General features: G+C 53.4%; 10 protein-coding genes. 3 read left to right on the forward strand and 7 right to left on the reverse strand.

Annotated features, from left to right (window positions below; all coding sequences use genetic code 11):
- Positions 1–10: 10 nt before the first annotated feature.
- From gcvH to ACYVJQ_RS02130, 7 genes are all read right to left on the reverse strand, one after another.
- Complete coding sequence (gene gcvH, locus ACYVJQ_RS02100; protein WP_460891419.1) at positions 11–391, reverse strand: glycine cleavage system protein GcvH; 381 nt, start codon at positions 389–391, stop codon at positions 11–13.
- A gap of 57 nt (positions 392–448) precedes the next feature.
- The gene (gene sov, locus ACYVJQ_RS02105; protein ID WP_460891420.1) at positions 449–7,588 is read right to left on the reverse strand and encodes a T9SS outer membrane translocon Sov/SprA; all 7,140 of its coding nucleotides are present in this window, start codon (positions 7,586–7,588) and stop codon (positions 449–451) included.
- An 18-nt stretch (positions 7,589–7,606) separates the two neighbouring features.
- Positions 7,607–8,200 carry a Holliday junction branch migration protein RuvA gene (gene ruvA / locus ACYVJQ_RS02110; protein WP_460891421.1) on the reverse strand — a complete coding sequence of 198 codons (594 nt, stop codon included), beginning with the start codon at positions 8,198–8,200 and terminating at the stop codon, positions 7,607–7,609.
- A 156-nt stretch (positions 8,201–8,356) separates the two neighbouring features.
- Entirely contained in the window at positions 8,357–10,633 is a 2,277-nt protein-coding gene (locus ACYVJQ_RS02115; RefSeq protein WP_460891422.1) for an NADP-dependent malic enzyme, read from the reverse strand.
- 220 nt (positions 10,634–10,853) lie between these two features.
- Positions 10,854–12,434 (reverse strand): lytic transglycosylase domain-containing protein, encoded by a 1,581-nt coding sequence (locus ACYVJQ_RS02120; RefSeq protein WP_460891423.1) that lies wholly within the window; start codon positions 12,432–12,434, stop codon positions 10,854–10,856.
- The gene (gene gatA, locus ACYVJQ_RS02125; RefSeq protein ID WP_460891424.1) at positions 12,434–13,870 is read right to left on the reverse strand and encodes an Asp-tRNA(Asn)/Glu-tRNA(Gln) amidotransferase subunit GatA; all 1,437 of its coding nucleotides are present in this window, start codon (positions 13,868–13,870) and stop codon (positions 12,434–12,436) included. Before gatA ends, ACYVJQ_RS02120 begins: the two co-directional genes overlap by 1 nt.
- A gap of 3 nt (positions 13,871–13,873) precedes the next feature.
- A complete protein-coding gene (locus ACYVJQ_RS02130) occupies positions 13,874–14,233 on the reverse strand; it encodes a Sec-independent protein translocase subunit TatA/TatB (protein ID WP_460891425.1) in 360 nt (119 codons plus the stop codon).
- Positions 14,234–14,468: 235 nt separating this feature from the next.
- Here ACYVJQ_RS02130 and ACYVJQ_RS02135 point away from each other — a divergent pair, with 235 nt between their 5' ends.
- From ACYVJQ_RS02135 to ACYVJQ_RS02145, 3 genes are all read left to right on the forward strand, one after another.
- The gene (locus tag ACYVJQ_RS02135) at positions 14,469–15,563 is read left to right on the forward strand and encodes an endonuclease/exonuclease/phosphatase family protein (RefSeq protein WP_460891426.1); all 1,095 of its coding nucleotides are present in this window, start codon (positions 14,469–14,471) and stop codon (positions 15,561–15,563) included.
- 774 nt (positions 15,564–16,337) lie between these two features.
- Positions 16,338–17,831 carry a cysteine--tRNA ligase gene (gene cysS / locus ACYVJQ_RS02140; protein WP_460891427.1) on the forward strand — a complete coding sequence of 498 codons (1,494 nt, stop codon included), beginning with the start codon at positions 16,338–16,340 and terminating at the stop codon, positions 17,829–17,831.
- On the forward strand, positions 17,821–18,834 hold the full coding sequence (locus tag ACYVJQ_RS02145) for a M28 family peptidase (RefSeq protein WP_460891428.1): 1,014 nt from the start codon (positions 17,821–17,823) through the stop codon (positions 18,832–18,834). Before cysS ends, ACYVJQ_RS02145 begins: the two co-directional genes overlap by 11 nt.
- Positions 18,835–18,847: the final 13 nt, after the last annotated feature.

An 18,847-nucleotide genomic window follows, 5' to 3' on the forward strand; every position in this document is an offset into this window, starting at 1 on the left:
TAAAGGTATTTTAAGCACCCACCAACTCTTTGTAGGCAGCGGCAGAAAGCAGCTCGCTTACTTCAGACTGGTTAGAGATAGACATCTTGATCATCCAGCCATCGCCGTAGGCATCAGAGTTCACCAATTCAGGGGCGCCATCTAATTTCTCATTGATCTCCAATACGGTGCCGGTCAAAGGGCTGAACAGGTCAGAAACGGTTTTCACGGCCTCAACGGTGCCAAACACTTCTTCTTTGGCTACTTCTTTGTCCAGGGTGTCAATGTCTACATACACAATGTCACCCAGTTCGCGCTGTGCGAAATCAGTGATGCCCACGTAGGCCACATCGCCTTCAATCCTGATCCACTCGTGGTCTTTGGTGTATTTTAGTTCTTCTGGGAAGTTCATAGTTTATAAATTTAAGTTCGTCTCAAAAATACATTCTTTTGGGTGGTGCCGCAATGCTTAGTCAGATAAACTGAACCTTAGCTGAATCCCGCCTTCGGTCACCGTGTTCTTGAACGCGTTGGCCACCTTAGGCTCGTTGATGTTCTTGGTGAAGTAGAACTGCAGGTTCAGGCGCTGGCTTACCACGTAGTCAATGGTGGGCCGTATTTGCACCTGTAAGGCCCCCGAGGTAGTGAGGTTGTTCTGGTACTCATTGCCGTCTGTGTCTACGGCAATGGTGCGCTGAATGGTCTCATTGTCCCGCAGGGTAAAGTCCAGGCGCATGGTCAATTCATTCTCCAGGGTCTTGCGCGAACCGCCAATCTTGAACGGTACCTTGAAGTTGGTGGTGGTGTAGCCCAGGCCTACCACCACGTCTTTCACGCCATTCTCGGTCACTTGCGCGTTGGTCATGTTCAAGAGCAGGTTGCGCTGGGTCTTGTACTCCAGACGGCCGGTGATTTGGCCTTTGGTCCTGAAATTAATACCAATCAGTGGCGACATGCTCTCGGTGATGGCTACCTGGCTCACTACGTAATACGGGATAATCTCGCCCTGCTCATTGGTGGCATCTGGGAAACCGCTTGGCTCAAAGTTGTAATTCAACGCCGTACTGAAGTTGGCCACTGTAAAGTTAGACTGGTAGGCGTGGTTCAGGGTAAAAGAGCTGAAGTACTGCTGGAAGAACGGCAACGTCGACAGACCATTATAGACCACGTTCCAGTTAGGCAGTGGAATGGCGTCAAACGGGCCGGTGGGCTTAGCCTCAAACCCATCTACGCTCTTGCCCTGGTAGGCCCGCAGGAACGAAGGAATCAAGACATCCTGGGCATTCACGCCATACACGCCCGGCCCGTTGTTGGCCTCGTTCAGGCGGCTGGCAATGGCGGCCCGGTTTCTAATGAAGTTCTCAAACGCATCTGAACGGTTTCCAGAGCCAGACTCAAACAAGGTCTGCACTGAGATAAAGGAAACGCGGTAAGAACCGGTGGTGAACGGGTTCTGACGTTGCACGGTCAAAGCAGAGTCACGGCGGTAGAAGACTTCCTCAATCTCAGACTTATTCACGGCCCCGTCCAGGGTGATGATGAAATTACGGAACGGTTCTATGGAAGCCCGGGCCGTGAAATTGACGGATTTAAGGGAGCTTAGCGGCGTGTTCAGGTATTGGCTGCTGTCTGTGTACCAACCCTCGCGGTTGGCCCGCTGGAAGAGCTCGTCCAGTTCATATTGCCGCCCCAGCACAAAGTCCAGACCGGGTGCCCCAAAGCCATCGGCTAAGCCGAAGTTCTGGGCCCTTGGCAGGAAGCCCGGCAGCAAGGTGCCCTCGGTGCGGGCGTAGGTAAAGTTCACAGACCTGGCCGACATCAAGGTACGCAGCACGCCATTCATCACTTGCCTGCCGCCGCTTCGGGTAGAGTCTGCCACGGGTGGTTGCCCCGGCTTGGCCGACTGATTGCTGACGCCTGGGTTAGGAGAGGCTTCATTGGCGGCCTTCAAAAACCGCACCTTGTTATAGAGGCGTACCAAGTCAAACTTACCACTCAGGCTGGTTTCCACACTGTTCTCAATGGTGTTCCCCAACTGCAACGTGTCATTGTTGCTGAGGGCCGTAGAAGCCGAGGTCCAGGTGAAGCCGGCCTGGTAGCGGGCGTCTGCCGAGACAAAATCCGTGAGCGGGAATTTATCCAGGGGCAGCCGATAGGTAAGGGCCACCGTCTGGTTGAAGTTGGTGTTACGGCCGAAGCGGCGCAGGTTGTGCCAGATCACCTCGTTCTTGTAGCGCAGGGAATCCACGTCTTCATTGATGCGGCCGTTTGGCTCGTCTACCACGGCCCGGTTAGAGGCAGTATAATCCAGCGTCAGGCTCTTAGTCAGGTCCCACTTCACGTCATAGATGCGGTTAAAGAAGAACGCTTTCTGGAACGTGGGCAGGAACCCGGTAGTGTCTGGAAGGCTGTACGGCGAGGTACGTCCTTGCAGGAACGTCTCATTGTAACGGCGGTCCAGGTCGGCGCGCACGGCAATACGGCTAGGCTGTAGCGCGAAGTTGAACTCCTTCAGCCATTTGAGGTACGGCGACTGGAACGCCTTCACCTCGGCAAAAGGGGAATAGCTCTTAGGGTTATTGTTATAGGTATAAGCTACGCCCCCGTTGTAAGTCTTGGAGTAGTTGCGGTCCGTGGAAATGTCGGTGTGCAGCACCTCGGTATAGGCATAAGAGAAGGAAAGGTTCTCCACGTCATACACACGGCTTTTAGCCTCAGGGTCTGTCTTCTCTTTCCGGACGTTGAGCAGGTTCACGCTCTTGGTCGTGGTCTGACTGACGACTTCCTTGCGGTAATTATCCCTTTCTGCTCCGTCAAACTTCTCCAGTGATAGGTCTAGTTCAGTATCTCGGTCCAGCGGGTCATAGCGCGGCTCACTGATGGTGGTCCCGTACTGCACCGATAACGGTACTACCAAGCCTAGTTTAGACGGTAAGAGTTTCTCGGCGGCAATGTTGGCGGCAATATCAAACTGGCCGGTGTTCTCGCGGGCGCGTTGGGCGGCGCGCTCCTGAATACCGCCAAAGCCTACGGCGGTATAAGAACCGGTGGCGGTCAGGTTGGCAAAGTCGGCTAGTTTCACGTTGGCGCGAGCGGTAGCGGCCCACCCGGCGGTGCGGTCAAAGTCAGACACGCGCAGTTCATTCACCCACAGGCAAACGGATTGCGAGGCGCGGTCTGGCGTGGCCGGGTTCTCCAGACCAATCATGAGGCTTTGCACATCACTAAAATCGGGGTTACCCACCACCCTGAAGACCTTGCCGTCTTCGCGGGTCTCCATGTACACCTGGTTCAAGGGGAAGCTGGCCTGGTTTCTTCTGGATTTCAGTTTTACAAACTCCTCAAAGGCCACGTCTATAAAGTTCTGCTCGTTCCAGATCTGGTAGGGATCGCGGCTACCCTGCGGCGTCATCTTCAGCGGAATAGAGTACTCGTAGTAGTTCTGCGTGAAGTCTGTACCAATGCGCACAAAAGCGTTCACCTCGTTGTCCCGGGTTCCGCTGGGGCTCTGGGCGTGCACGTACATTTTCAGGCGCTTGTAGATGAGCATATCCTGGCTTACGTTCTTGTACACGGCCTTACTGAAAGAGTCTCTCAGGTTCTCCACGCATAGCTGTAGGGACTGCTCATTCTGGCGGCGGTTGTTGGCAGAGGAGTAATCGCGCTGACGCTCTACCCCGGGTGGCACCACATAGGGGATGGTACCCGCGTCTACCTCACCGTTCTCCTCAATGCTCACCGAGGAAACATTGAAAGCAGAGGCATCAGAATCACAGTCGCCCACGCAAGGCGCGCCATTTGACAGCACCGAGTTGTAGGTACGCCACTGGTTTGAGACAAACTGCATCTGCACAAAGCGTAACACCACCGGCTGCTCAAACTGCGTCATGTACATCCGCATGAACCTGATGGACTTAAAGCCCTGCATGTTGTTCACGTTGCTGGTAGGCTTTCTGACCGGAATCCGGAACTGGTACCAGCTTACTTTGTTGCCGCCCGCGTCTACGGTGTCCACCTTGTCTACAATGTAGTTGTTGCCTACACTGAGCTGGTTAGGCCGGAGGTTGATTTTGTATTCATAATACTGCTCCAGGTCACTGATGACGTTGTCTTTGTTGAGGTCTTCCTTGTCTGGGAACGCGTTGGAGGAGAGGTTGCTGTTCACCGGCGAGTTGCCTTCCATGCCGTTGAAATTCTTGTACCGGCCCAACACACCAATTTTGCGGGAGTCATAGTCGCCGTCCAGGTGGTGCTTGAAGTTATCTGCGGAAGGGTCTTGCAACGACCCGTAGATGCCCAGACTCTGGAAGAACTCACGTTCCTCGTTGTCATTCAAGCCGTCTAGTCCTATATCTTGGAATGGCCGGGCGCTGGGCTCGCTGTCAAAGGCATCAGTCAGGAACTGGTTGCGGGTTACGCGACCCCAGGCAGTGGCTTCAGTAGCTTGGCGGCTGCCGTCAGAAGGCAGGCCGTTCTCAAACTCATAACGCTGGTCTTTGAGCAGGTCTTCTGAGACGTTCCCCAGGTTAATGACAAAATCTCCCCCGGTGGTATTGTTCTGGGCATTGCCTTCGCCATCATTGACTTTTCCGCGCTCCCCCTGAATAAAGGGGTCCAGCATCCAGAATTCCAGGTACTCGATGTTGGCGTTGTCAAAGTTGTTGTCAAAGGAAATCTCCCGGCTGATACCGCCCCAGTTGTTGCGCACATTACCCGTGAGCAAACGTCCGTCAGAGCTTATGCTGGGGTTGTAGTTGTACTGACCGCGTTCCTGGGGGTAATAGGCCAGGTCAAAGGTGTACTCAAAGGTATTGTTGGTCTCCGGGTCACGGTTAGGGAATATCTCGCGACGCTGTACTCCGCGCACGTAGTGGTTTTCCAGTTCCTCACGGCTGATATTACTAGGACGCAAGCTGTTGGCCGAGTAGTAGATCTGGTCAATGGTGTACCAGGCCAACTTAGCGCGGTTGTAGGCATACGCCAGGCCGGTTCGGCCGTTTACCAAAGGGGCCGGGGTAGCGGCCAAGCGCCAGGCATTAGTGTTGAAACCGCCTAACGAATAAGGGGTCTTGGCATTCTCAAAGTCATCTATGTAAGATACCCCGTTCTCGCCTACAAATTCAGTTTTCTTAGGTACCAGTTGCGCCACCTCGGCGCCTAGCGTGATGGAGGACGGGGCTTTGGTCTCCAGGAATGGCAGTTTATCGGTGAGGCGGGTGAGGAGCCTTGAGTCACGACGGTAGTTCACGTCAAACCCGTAGATGGTGTTGTTGCTGGGCTCGTCGCCAATGTTCACCCGCTGGATGAAAGGCCGCTCGCCCTGGTGCAGCACGGTGGCCCCCAGGATTAGGTCATTGTCTATGCGGTAATCAAAGCGGGCCCCCATGAGGGTGCGGGGCTGCACGCTTAGAATGTCTGCCTTCTCATAGGTAATGCGCAGGTTGCTGGCGCTGTTGAGGTAGCTGGGGTTCAAAATCTTTACCCGACCCAGGTCATAGAACACCTGGTAATCCTGGCCTTCTACCAGACGGGTACCGCCGGAGAATACTGCTACTGAACCTTCCGCGATGCGGATACCGGGCAAAGTAATCTCATCTGTGCTGCTGGCCTGGTAACGGCCTTGTATGAAGAACTTGTTTTTCTGGGAGAACTGCTGGGCATCAGTCTGGATTGAGTCATACAGTTCCTGGAATACATATTTGTTGATGTACTGGTCTTCCTGGCCTACGGTAAAGCGGGAGCGGAGGTACGACCCAAAAGGCTCTACCTGCGGGAAGAAGATACGGCCGGTTTCCGGGTCAATGGTGATGCCGGATAAAAAGTCAAAGTTACCGTCGCGGGGGCGGTCATTGTTAGTATTTACGTTGTCCAGGTTGAAGACCTGGATGAGGGGAATACCTTTCAGTTTAGATTCATCCTGCAGACTGGTGAGGTCGCCGCCGGTGGCGTCATCCTTGTAGACCACGTTTAACTGGAAGTTCTGGCGGTCAATCTGGTTGGCGTTGAGGGCGTAGACGTTTTTCATCATCAGGTCCCAGGTAGGGGTGTTGAGGCCCGGGTTGGTGGCGCGTAACATCTTGAGGAAAATGACCTGGTCCTCGGGTACGTTCTGGTAGTCTTCCTGCAGCTCGCCTACTTTATAGGTACGGCCATTTAAAGTATACTCAAACGCCACGCCCAATACCTGCTCTGGTAACAAGGCCGCGTTCAAAGAAATATACCCTAGCTGCGGGTTGAACTTGTACTCAGACTGGTCCAGGCGGCGGGCGCGCACGTGCTCAAAATCAACGGCCTTGCGCAGGCCAAAGCCTTCCAGAAAGTTATCTACCTGATTGTTATTTCTAACCGTTAGACTCCCATAAAGGCTATTCTGTCCGTTGCCGGCGCCAGAGCCTGCCGGAAGGTTGCGGCTGAACTGCGCCCGGAACGGGTTGGGCTCGCCCAGGTCCATGAGGGCCACCACGTTTCTCAGGTTAGTGGTGGCGCGGTTGTCATTGGTGATATAGACCTCCATGCGTCGCACTACAATACCCGAGTTGACCAGCGGAAGATTGCGTAGCGCCTGGTCATAGCGGTCCCTAAAGAACTGGGCCAGGAAGAAGTGACGGTCACGGTCATATTCATCCGCGCGTATCTCAAAACGGCGGTTCTGAGCCCCGTTCTGGATGTCAATGGCGTCAATACTTCCGCGCTGGTTGGCGGCAATGGCCGTCACGGAGAGTTTGCCCAACTGCAACTGCGCCTTCAACCCAAACAGGTTCTGCCCCCCCGAGATAAGGGAGTTGTTCAGGGGCAGGCTTACGTTACCCGCTTCAATTTTCTGGATGATCTCTTCAGGATAGCCGGTGTATTCCAGCTTGAGGTTATTCTCAAAGTCAAAGTTGGCCTTGGTGTCCCAGTTGGCCGTGATGCGCATTTTCTCGCCAATGCGGCCGTCAATGTTGAGGGCAATGCTCTGGTCAAACTCAAAGTCACCTATGCTCTGCTGCCGCAGCGGAATAGCTGGGTTCTCGTTTTTGTTGAAAAGCGCCCCAAACTTAAGCGTGGCCAACCCGTTGGGCCGTATGTCTACGGTATTGCCACCAAACAGACGGTCAAAGGTGCGGCCGCCCACGTCAATCTTGGGCACCAGGCGCCGGCTGGGGGCGGCAGGGTTCTGCTCATCCAGGCTCGCCGATTTGGTACGCCAATACTCTCTGATGGATTTCTGCTGCTGATACCGTGAGTATTCCTCAAAGGTCATGGTGCTGGGATCACGGTAGTCAAAGCCGCCAATCTGCTCAGTGATCTCGTAGCGCTTTAAGCTGTCATCTGGCACCACCTGCAGCTGCACGTTGCTGGGGAGCGGAAGCAGCAGGGGAGATAAAGTAGTCCGGTTGGAGAAAGGATCGCCGCGGCGGTCTTCAAAAAGCACCTTAGGACGCCGCGATGGGATATATTGCTGGTTCTTGGTTGTATCTTGTGCTTCCTCTGTTTCAGGCAATACGCTTGCCGCGGCGCTCAGGCCGGACATAGTAAACTCACTTGGCTCTGCTTGGGTAAGCCAGGCCATCAACGACACCAACCCTACCGCGGTTGCAAGAATGGGATGCTTTTTGGTATAAAACACAAATAGTAAAGAAGTTACTTAGGAAGACTTCAAAGCAAATTTGATCATATCTTCAACAGAGAGACCTGCGCCTTCCCGTTTGATAATAGCATCTAAGGTTTTTTCGGCCACATTCTTCGCGAAGCCTAGGGTGACTAATGCAGATAACGCCTCCTCTCTGGACGTATTGTGTGCCGCTCCGAAGGTCACACTCACCGCATCTGCCCCCAGTCCTTTCCTGAATTTATCGCGCAGTTCCAGGATAATCCGTTGGGCGGTTTTGGCCCCAATTCCCTTCACCTGCTGAATGGTGCGCACGTCTTCCCGCACAATGGCCTGCTGCACTTCCTGCACCGTAAGCGAGGAAAGGATCATGAGCCCCGTATTAGGACCAACCCCCGAGATGGAGATCAGATGAAGAAAGGCGCTCTTCTCCGCGATGGTGGCAAAACCATACAGCGTGTGGGCATCTTCCTTGATGTGCTGGTGCGTGAACAGTTTGCAGCGTTCGCCGGTAGGTAACTGGCCGTAGGTGTTCAGGGAGATGCGAAGCTCATAGCCTACCCCGCCCACGTCAATGATGACAAAGGTGGGGTCTTTCTGGGCAAGTTTGCCGTCTAGATAAGCGATCATAAGACCAGCGTTACAAAAGATAAATGATAGGTTTTATATACTCAGATTCCGTTTTGGGGCCGTTTTTTGAAAAACAGCCCCAAAACGGAACAGAAATTGAATGCCAGTCAGTGATTGCCTGCTAGAGAACACACAGGCAGTACGTACTGGTACTATTTAGAGTTTAGCTTTGCACTTCTGCGCATCCACCACCGCAATGGCCACCATGTTGATGATTTCCCGCACAGAAGAGCCTAACTGCAAGATATGCACTGGTTTACGCATACCCATCAAAATAGGCCCAATGGTTTCTGCGCCGCCCATTTCCTGTAAAAGTTTATAGGCAATATTACCAGCAGCCAAACCGGGGAAAATCAAAGTATTGGCCCCCTCATTGGCCAACTCGCTGAACGGATAATGCTCGCGCAGCAGATCTGTGTTGAGGGCGGTGTTAGCCTGCATCTCGCCGTCTATCAACAGGTCTGGGTAGCGCTGCTTGGCCAGGCGGGTAGCCTCACGCGTTTTGGTAGGCACCTGGCCCGCACTTGACCCGAAGTTAGAGTAAGACAGCATGGCAATGCGGGGCTCCCGGTCAAAGAAGCGCACGTAGCGGGCCGTCAGTCCTACAATGTCCACCAGGTCCTCAGCCGTGGGCTGCAGGTTTACGGTGGTGTCTGCAAAGAAATAAGGCTCTTTTTTATTCTGGATGATGTACATACCCGCCACCTTGTTCACGCCTTCTTCCACGCCAATCACGTGCAGGGCAGGTTTGATGGTGCTGGAGTAGTCACGGGTAAGGCCGGAGATGAGAGCATCGGCCTCGCCGGTTTCCACCATCATACAGCCAAAGTAGTTTCTTATGCGCACCAGCTTACGGCAGTCAAACAGGGTCATGCCTTTGCGCTTGCGCTTCTCATACAGTAAATGCGCGTATTTCTCGCATTTGGCATCCTCTTCCCGCGGATCTATGATCAGGCAGCCTTCCAGCTCTTGCTCCATCTTGAACTCCTTGATCATTTCCTTGATCACGACCCGTTCCCCCAGCAGGATTGGGTGCGCCAGCTTCTGCTCTACCACGGTAGAGGCCGCTTTCAGGATTTTGTAGTTGTCCGCCTCGGCGAAGACCACGGTTTTAGGGTTCTGCCGCGCCTGGGTAAGGATACGGTTCATCAGTTTCTGGTCAATGCCAATACGGGCCTGCAGTTCCTGGTGATAGCGTTCCCAGTTCTGGACAGGGTTGCGGGCCACGCCAGATTCCATGGCTGCCCTGGCCACCGCCGGACTGATGGTGGTGATCAGGCGTGGGTCCAGGGGTTTAGGAATGAGGTAGGTACGGCCGAAGGCAATGGTGTTATCGCCGTAGGCTTTATGCACCAGGTCCGGCACGCCTTCTTTGGCCAGTTCTGCCAATGCGTACACGGCCGCCAGTTTCATGGCCTCATTGATTTCGGTGGCACGTACATCCAATGCCCCCCTGAAAATGTAGGGGAAACCGAGCACGTTGTTCACTTGGTTAGGATGGTCTGAGCGGCCAGTGGCCATGATCAGGTCATTACGGGTAGCCATAGCCACCTCATAAGGAATCTCAGGGTCTGGGTTGGCTAGGGCGAAGATGATGGGGTCTGGAGCCATCAGCTGCACCAGCTCAGGGGCGAGCACGTTGCCCGCGCTCAAGCCCACAAATACATCAGCGCCTTCCATGGCCTGGGCCAGGGTGGTGATCTTGCGCATGGTCACAAATTGGGCCCGGTAAATGTCCAGGTCATTGCGCTCTGGGTTAATGATGCCGTCTTTGTCAAACATGACAATGTTGTCAATGTTCACGCCTAGGGCCAGGTACAGCTTGGCGCAGGCAATAGCGGCCGCCCCGGCACCGTTAATCACCATCTGTATTCTGGAGATGTCTTTGCCTACCAGTTCCAGGGCGTTCAGAAGCGCCGCGCTGGAGATGATGGCCGTGCCGTGCTGGTCATCATGCATGAGCGGGATGTTCATCTGCTCCCGCAATGCGTTCTCTATCTTGAAGCTTTCCGGCGCCTTGATGTCTTCCAGGTTAATGCCGCCAAAGGTGGGCTCCAAAGACTTTACAATCTGGACGAATTTGTCTGGGTCAGTTTCATTGATCTCAATGTCAAAAACATCAATACCAGCGAATTTCTTGAACAGTACCCCTTTCCCTTCCATCACGGGTTTAGAGGCATCGGGCCCAATGTTACCCAGGCCCAATACGGCGGTGCCGTTGGTGATTACGCCCACCAAGTTGCCTTTGGCGGTATATTTATAAACGTCTTCGGGGTTGGCGGCAATCTCTTTGCAGGGTTCGGCCACACCTGGGGAATAGGCCAGGGCTAAATCCATTTGGGTACTCACCATTTTGGTAGGCACTACCTCAATCTTGCCGGGTTGCCCCTGGCTATGGTAATTCAGCGCGTCCTGCTTGTTGATTCTAATCATTTCCTTCTGCTCTTGGGTTGTATTCTCAAATGTGCCGCCTGGATGGGTGATTTACCTGGGCGGCGGCGTAATGTACAAATTGTTAAGATTTTCCCTATTCCGCAAAAATACAGGTAAATAAGGAAAAAGCGTTTTTAGCCCGTTTTTTCAAAAACAGGCTAAAAACAGAGCGGCATCCCAGACCAAAGTCTGAGATGCCGCTCTGTTTCTATGGTCAATATCAGCCTACAATCAGCTTCATGCCAGGCTTTAACTCATCGCCTTTCAGTTTGTTGGCTTTTCTTAGTTGCTCCACGCTCACGTTGTTGTACCGTTTGGAGATATTCCAGAGGGTGTCACCTGGCTGCACGTGGTGCACCTTTGGTTTTTCAATGATGGCTTTTTTGGCTATGGCTTTCTTAGGGGCCACTACCGCCATAGCCGCGCTTTCTTTGGGCATGCCTTCTGCATTGGGGCCAGAGGTTTTCCCCACCATAACGGCTTCTTCGGCAGAGGCTAGCAACGTGTTTTGCGCCAGAGAGTCTGCTTTCATTTGGTTAGTGCCTTCGGCCTGGGTGTCAGGCCTGAACACCACCAGCTTTTGCTGGGCTAGCAAGGTGTTGCCAGAAATCTTGTTCCAGGACTTTAGCTGCTCTACGGTCACGTTCTGGGCCTTGGCAATCTTGGAAAGGTTGTCGCCGCGGCGCACGGTATAGTATGACTTGGAAGTAGGGGAGGCTTCTTTGCCGGTGCTGTCTTTTACCACCGATTCTGCTTTGGCCAGCATGGTAGCAGGTACCTGCGGTTCTACCGAAGGCAGCTTTTTCCGGACCGGAGATCTGTAGCGCGCGGAGTCCAGCACCGCCATGCGGTTCTCAGCCAGGAAAGGCCGTACGTCTGCCGGAATGCGAAGCGGAAAATTGCTCACGTTCTCCGGGATGTACTTATGCTTTAGCGCTGGGTTCAGGTTAGCGATCTGGTCCTCAGGCAGGTTCAGCTGCAGGGCCAGCAGTTTTAGGTCCAGGGGCTGACTGATCAGCAAGGTATCCAGAGCGATTGGCTGCTGCGGGTTGGCGGCACGCAAGTTGTGGTCCTCCGCGTGATTCAAGGTGTAGACCAAGGCCGTGAAAGAAGGCACATAGCTGCGGGTTTCTTTAGGCAGGTAAGGGTAAATGCCCCAGAAGGTTTTCTTGCCACCGGAGCGGGCAATGGCTTTCTTTACGTTACCCGGGCCGCAGTTATAGGCGGCCAGTGCCATCTCCCAACTCCCGAACATGCGATACAGCTGCTTCAGGAACTTACAGGCCGCCTCGGTTGATTTCTCAGGGTCCATGCGCTCGTCCAGGTAGTGGTTCTGCACCAACCGGAAATCATTGGCCGTTGGTGTCATGAACTGCCACAGACCTACCGCCTTGGCCGAAGAGACCGCTTTGGGCAGCAAGGCGGATTCTACCACCGCCAAATACTTGAGTTCATCTGGCATGCCGTGCTTGGCCAGGTACTTCTCAAACATAGGGAAGTACATGGGCTGTCGGTCCAGCACCCGCTTGGTGTATTTGCGGTTACGGATGGTGAAATAGTCAATTAACCCTCTTACTTGCTTGTTAAACTCCAGCGGTATTTCCTGCTCCAGACAGCTCAGGCGGTCCTGGATAAGCTCATCGGTTTCAACCGGAATGAACTCTATAGAATCAGAAAGTACCTTAGTAGAGTCTTTTACTTGCAGTACCGGAAGCTCCGATACGGTGGTCTGGCGGGCTTGGGTAGCAGAGGCCAGGCCCAATGTAAGTACAAGGCCAGTAAGAAAGGTAAATTTGTGCATTAGGCGGTTACTTGTGGTTGATGGTTCATCAGTTGTTTGGAGAACGCAAACAGTTGCTCTTCCCCAAAAGCTTTGGTCATCACTTGCACCCCAATTGGTAGCCCTGCGGCGTCATGCCCAATTGGTAACGAAATAGCCGGTATGCCTGCCAGGTTTGCCTGTACCGTGTAAATGTCTTCCAAGTACATGGCCAGCGGGTCTTTGGTATTTTCCCCTATCTTAAAAGCAGTAGTAGGGGTGGTAGGTACAATCAGAAAATCGTATTGGCTTAAGAGCTCATCAGTTTTCTCTTTGATCAGGCGGCGTACCTGCTGCGCCTTGGTGTAGTAAGCGTCATAATAGTCTGCGGAGAGCACAAACGTGCCCAGCATGATGCGGCGCTGCACTTCCTTCCCAAACCCTTCGGCGCGGGTCTTCTTGTACATTGACGCCAGATCAGTGGCATTCTCGCTCCGGAACCCGTACTTCACCCCATCATACCGGCCCAGGTTAGAGCTGGCTTCGGCGGTGGTAAGAATGTAGTAGGTGGGGACAATATAGTCTAAAAACGGGAAACCAACAGGCTCCACCGTATGGCCTTCGGCTTTCAACTGCTCCAGCACACCTTGCACGGCGGTTTTCACCTCGGCATTCAGGCCGGGGCTATCAAAAGAATCACTGATAAACCCAATGCGGGCAGGACGGTCAAAGGAAAGGTTCTGGCTGTAGGCCGGCACGGGGCGCTGACTTACGGTGGCGTCAAACTCATCGGCGCCTGCCATTACTTCTAATAGTAAAGCGGCATCTTCCACGCTGTGGGTCATGACACCAATCTGGTCAAAAGAAGAGGCGTAGGCAATGAGGCCATAGCGCGAGATGCGCGAGTAGGTAGGCTTCATGCCCACCACGCCGCAATAGGCCGCCGGCTGGCGCACAGAACCGCCGGTGTCTGAGCCAATGGAGGCCAGGCAAAGGTCTGCCTGCACAGCCACAGCCGATCCGCCGGAGGAACCGCCCGGCACGCGGGTGTTGTCCAGGTCATTGAGAGCCGGACCAAAGGAGGAGTTCTCATTGGAGCCGCCCATGGCAAACTCATCACAGTTCTGGCGGCCAATGATGATGGCGTCTTCCTGCAACAGGCGTTGCACGGCAGTGGCAGTATACAGGGATTGGAAACCGTTCAGAATCTGGCTGGCAGCCTGTAGCGTATGGCCTTCATAAGCCAACACGTCTTTGATGCCAATCACCATTCCAGCCAGTTTACCGGCGGTGCCGGCTTGTATTTTGGCATCCACTTCTTCGGCTTGCCGAAGGGCCTCTTCTTCAAACACCTCCAGAAACGCATTTAAATGGCGTTTGGCGGCTATGTTCTGCAGGTAACGTTCCACCAGAAGACGGCAGGAGAGCGAACCTCTGCCTATCTCCTCGCGGATAGCGTCAAGGGATGTATAGCGCATGAATTAAACGTTCGGGTTGTGGGGAGTAGGGTTAGGGTTGGCGTTGGGCGCATTATCATAAGGAGCATTGCCATTTTGGTAAGGCGCGTTGTTATAACCTGGACCTGGGTTGTTATAGCCGGGATTTGGGTTATAATTATTGTTTCTGTTCTGGTTGTTGGAATATCTGTCATCACCGGCAGCATTCTCAATGTCGTTCTTTATTTCTTTGGTGGCGTCCTTAAACTCCCGGATACCTTTCCCTAACCCGCGGGCCAGATCAGGAATACGCTTGGCACCAAACAACAACAAAACAATTAAAACAAGAACCACCATCTCGCCGGTGCCCAGGTTTCCGATAAATAAAAGGTTGGCTGACAACATAACTGTACTAATAAGGTGTTAAGAGTGTAAAATTAGGGTATAATTTTCAATTACTGCGCACATTTCCTGAAGATTAAACGCAGGGCTTGCCATGCTAGTACAGAATGCACCAGACTTTACGTTCCCTTTTAGAAGTCGATTTTCCCAAAGTGGCGGTAATTGAGGTTGAACCTACGTTTTTTTAGCCTCCTCCGGTTTTTTGCGTAGGTTTACTTCTGTCTTTTAATGTTTACCTGTGTTTAGGAAGTTCCTGTCTTTTCTTACGGTGCTGTCTACCGGCTGGCTGCTTTTGGGCGTGCTTTGCCAGTATGTGCCGCCGCACCTTTTCTGGCCCGCCGGGTTTATTGCCATGTCTTTGCCGGGCGCCCTGGTCCTGAACGCGGTTTTGTTGCTGCTTTGGCTTTGGCAGCGTCCGGCCTGGGCCTTGTTGCCCTTGCTGCTGCTGGTTCTCACCTGGAGCCAGCATACGCGGTATTTTACCCTTAATACCCCAGATGCCCAACCGGAGCCCGAAGACCAGCGCATAAAAGTGTTGAGTTATAACGTTCGGGTATTCAATGTATATGGCCATCTGCACGCCCATGACCCCAGTCTGCCCGAAAAGGAAATGACCTGGGTAGCCGAACACCCCGCTGATATTCTATGCCTGCAGGAATTCTACCATGATAAAAAAGACAAAACCTATAACAGCCGAAAGCGAATAGGAAAGGACCAGGGAAGGGAAGTCTATGTAGGCAAAGCACTGATGAACCAGATTGGCGCCGAGTTCGGGTTGGCCATTTTCTCCCGCTTCCCGGTGCTCAATAAAGGAACCGTAACCTTTGACCGGCCTACCAAGAACCAGGTGATTTATGTAGATGTGCGGTTGCCCTCAGATGATACCCTGCGGGTGTACAACATGCACCTGGAATCCATGGCTATTGAGGAGAAAGACGTGGCTGATGCAGTGCAAAGCGAGCAGGGGCTCAAAACCAAGGGCCGCAACATTGCGCGCCGTTTAAAAGGAGGCTTCATTGCCCGCAGCCACCAGGTGCAGCGATTGCTGGAACACATAGAGGCCAGCCCTTACCCCGTTCTCCTGTGCGGCGACCTGAACGACCTCCCCAGCTCCTACACCTATCAGCAATTGCGCAGGCAGTTGAACAACAGCTTTGAGGCCGGCGGCAGCGGGTTCGGGTTTACTTACAACGGAAGCCTGCCACTGCGCATAGATAACCAGTTCTTCAGCCCAGAGCTGGAACTGCTCCAGTTTGACGTGCGCCAGCAAATTCAATTCACCGATCATTTCCCCGTAGAAGCCACCTATGTATTAACTCGGAAGGATTTTTAGGGAGGTATTCTTTGCGTTTTAGGCCTGTTTTCCGGAAAACGGGCCTAAAACGGCTGAGCTGAGTTATGAGTCTTGAGTTGATCTGCAGAAGAGCGTCATCCCCCAACCTCCTTCAAAGGGGGACGAAATGCTTAAAGTGAGGCCAGGGCCTCAGGGAAGTTGCAAACTTCCCGAATGGTGGGTCCAAGTTGGAAACTTGAACCAAGGGAGGACCTGCTGGTGTAAACACCCCCCTTCGCCCCCCTCAAGGGGGGAGTCTGCGCTTAGTAAAAGTTAAGGCGTTTTGAGCCTGTCTTCTAAAAAACACCCTTAAAACGCTACCTCCATTTCTAGCAAGCATTTCCCGATTCCAGTCTTTACTTCGAGCGCCTCGCTTGTGGCCATAGACAGACTCTAACTAAGAGCGAAAGGCAACTCGGCCGCAAGGGCAGTGCGAGGGGGAAAGACGGGGCCCCGCGGCCGTGAGCGCTCGGAGGGAAAAGATGCAACAATACAGCATAAGGGCTTAAGGCATAGGTGCTCACCACGCCAGCATCAGGCGAAAATGCGTGCACCAGTTTATGCCTAAGGGATAGGCTGTCTTAGTAGTTGGCCCCTAGGAACACCAACAAACGCCGAATGACTATCCAAACTAAAAATCCCATTTTACACCTATTTTCCTAAAAACACCCTCAAAACAGCCTATCCCTATTAAAACCCAAAGAAAAAAGCAGCCAAAGCCCCGGAACCCCGTACCGTTACAACAAGTACCAGTAAGTTTTATAATTTTGCCGCATGAACCACCCGTTATCTATATATAATACGCTCACCCGCACCAAGGAACTGTTTGAACCCCTGCATCCCCCGTTGGTGGGACTGTATGTCTGCGGACCCACGGTGTACGGGAATGCGCATTTGGGCCATGCCCGGCCCTATATTACCTTTGACGTGCTTCGGCGCTACATGCAGTACCTGGGCTACAAGGTACGCTACGTACGCAACATCACAGATGTAGGTCACCTGCAGAACGACGCTGACGAAGGAGAGGACAAGATTGAGAAATTCGCGAAAGCGCACCAGTTGGAGCCCATGGAAGTGGTGCAGCAGTACACCAACAGCTTCCACCAGGACATGGCCCGCCTGAACGTGACGCCCCCAGACATTGAGCCGCGTGCCTCAGGTCACATCATTGAGCAGATTGAGATGATCCAGGAGATTCTGGATAATGGCCTGGCATATGAAGTAAACGGGTCTGTGTATTTTGACGTGCCCGCTTATAACAAAGAGCACCATTACGGAAAGCTGTCTGGTCGTGTGATAGAAGACCTGCTCAATAATACCCGTGACAACCTGGAAGGGCAGCAGGAAAAGCGGTCACCGCTGGACTTTGCGCTCTGGAAAAAAGCCTCGCCCAGCCATATCATGCGCTGGAGTTCGCCCTGGTCAGACGGGTTTCCGGGCTGGCACCTGGAGTGCTCGGCCATGAGCCGGAAATACCTGGGTCCTCAGTTTGACATCCACGGCGGTGGACTGGACCTCATGTTCCCGCACCATGAGTGCGAGATTGCGCAAAGCCAGGCCAGCGACAACCACACAGACGCTGCCCGCTTCTGGATGCACAACAACCTCATCACCATCAACGGCAAGAAGATGGGCAAGTCACTCAACAATTTCATTACCTTGGGTGAGTTGTTTAACGGTACCCATGAGTTGTTGCAGCAGGCGTATTCGCCCATGACGGTGCGGTTCTTTATTCTGCAGGCGCATTACCGCAGCACCCTAGACTTCAGTAACGAAGGCTTGCAGGCGGCCCGCAAAGGATACCTGAAGGTGATGAACGGCCTGCGTATTCTGGACCAACTCCAATACCCAGCGGGGGCTACCGCGGTAGACGCCAAAGCCGAGGAGGAAATTCAGAAACTTACCGCAGAACTGCTCGCGCCGCTGAATGACGACCTGAACACGGCCAAGACTATTGCGGCCCTGTTCAACCTGCTCAAGAAAATCAACAGCATGCATACCGGCGGCTTTAAGCTGGAAACCATTTCTGAGGAAACTTTTAACCAGATGCGTGATCAGTACCGCACCACGGTGCTTGACATCTTGGGCCTCCAGGAAGAGCAAACCACCGATGCGCAGGCGCTGCTCAACGTTGTGCTAGGGTTCTACAAAGAAGCCAAGGAAGCCAAAGACTACGGCCGGGTAGACGTGATCAGGGCGCAGCTCAAAGCGCAGGGCATTGTAATTAAAGACATGAAAACCGGGATTGACTGGGCCTATGAAGAATAATATGAAAACACTGGCCCTTGGGCTACTCTTAGCCGCAAGCCTTCCTGCCTGCGACAAATCAGCCAAGCAGGAAACGAGTCCGGCCGGCGAAACCGCCACTACGGAAACCGCCAACGTGAACGTACCATCCTTCAACGCCGACTCAGCGTACCAGATGGTGCAGAAGCAGGTGTCGTTTGGGCCGCGGGTACCTAATACCCCCGCCCATGAGGCCGCCGGCGATTACCTGATCTCTACCTTGAAAGGCTACGGAGCCAACGTGTTGGTGCAATCTTTCACGGCCAAGGCCTATAACGGTACGGTGCTGAACCTGCGCAATATTATGGGGCAGATCAACCCCAAAGCCAGCAAGCGTATTTTGCTGGCCGCCCACTGGGACACCCGCCACGTAGCCGACAAAGACCCTAAAAACCCCAATAAGCCCATAGACGGGGCCAATGACGGGGCCAGCGGGGTAGCGGTGCTGTTGGAAATTGCGCGCCAGCTGCAGACCAATCCCTTGCCAGAGAACGTGGGTGTCGACCTGATGCTCTTTGACGGCGAAGATTACGGACAACCAGATAACACCGGCCCTTACCAAGAAGACACTTGGTGCCTAGGGTCGCAGTACTGGTCTCAGAACCTGTTACCCAAGGGCTATTCTGCGGCCTACGGTATTTTACTGGACATGGTGGGGGCCAAGAACGCCCGCTTTGCCCGGGAGGAAACCAGCCGTACCTATGCCGGAGATGTGGTGGAGAAAGTGTGGCGCACCGCTCAGAAAATTGGCTACTCAGATTACTTCCCCTTCGTGGATAGCCCAGGCATCACTGATGACCACACTTACGTGATCAAGTATGCCAACATCAGAATGATAGACATTATCGCGTATGATCCTACCAGCCCAGACGGGTTCTTCGGGCCCTATCACCATAGGCACACAGACAACATGGACATTATTGACCGCAATACCTTAAAGGCAGTAGGCCAAACCCTCTTGCACGTGGTCATGAACGAGAAATAGCACTTGAAATAAA

The organism is Rufibacter soli (assembly GCF_054781795.1).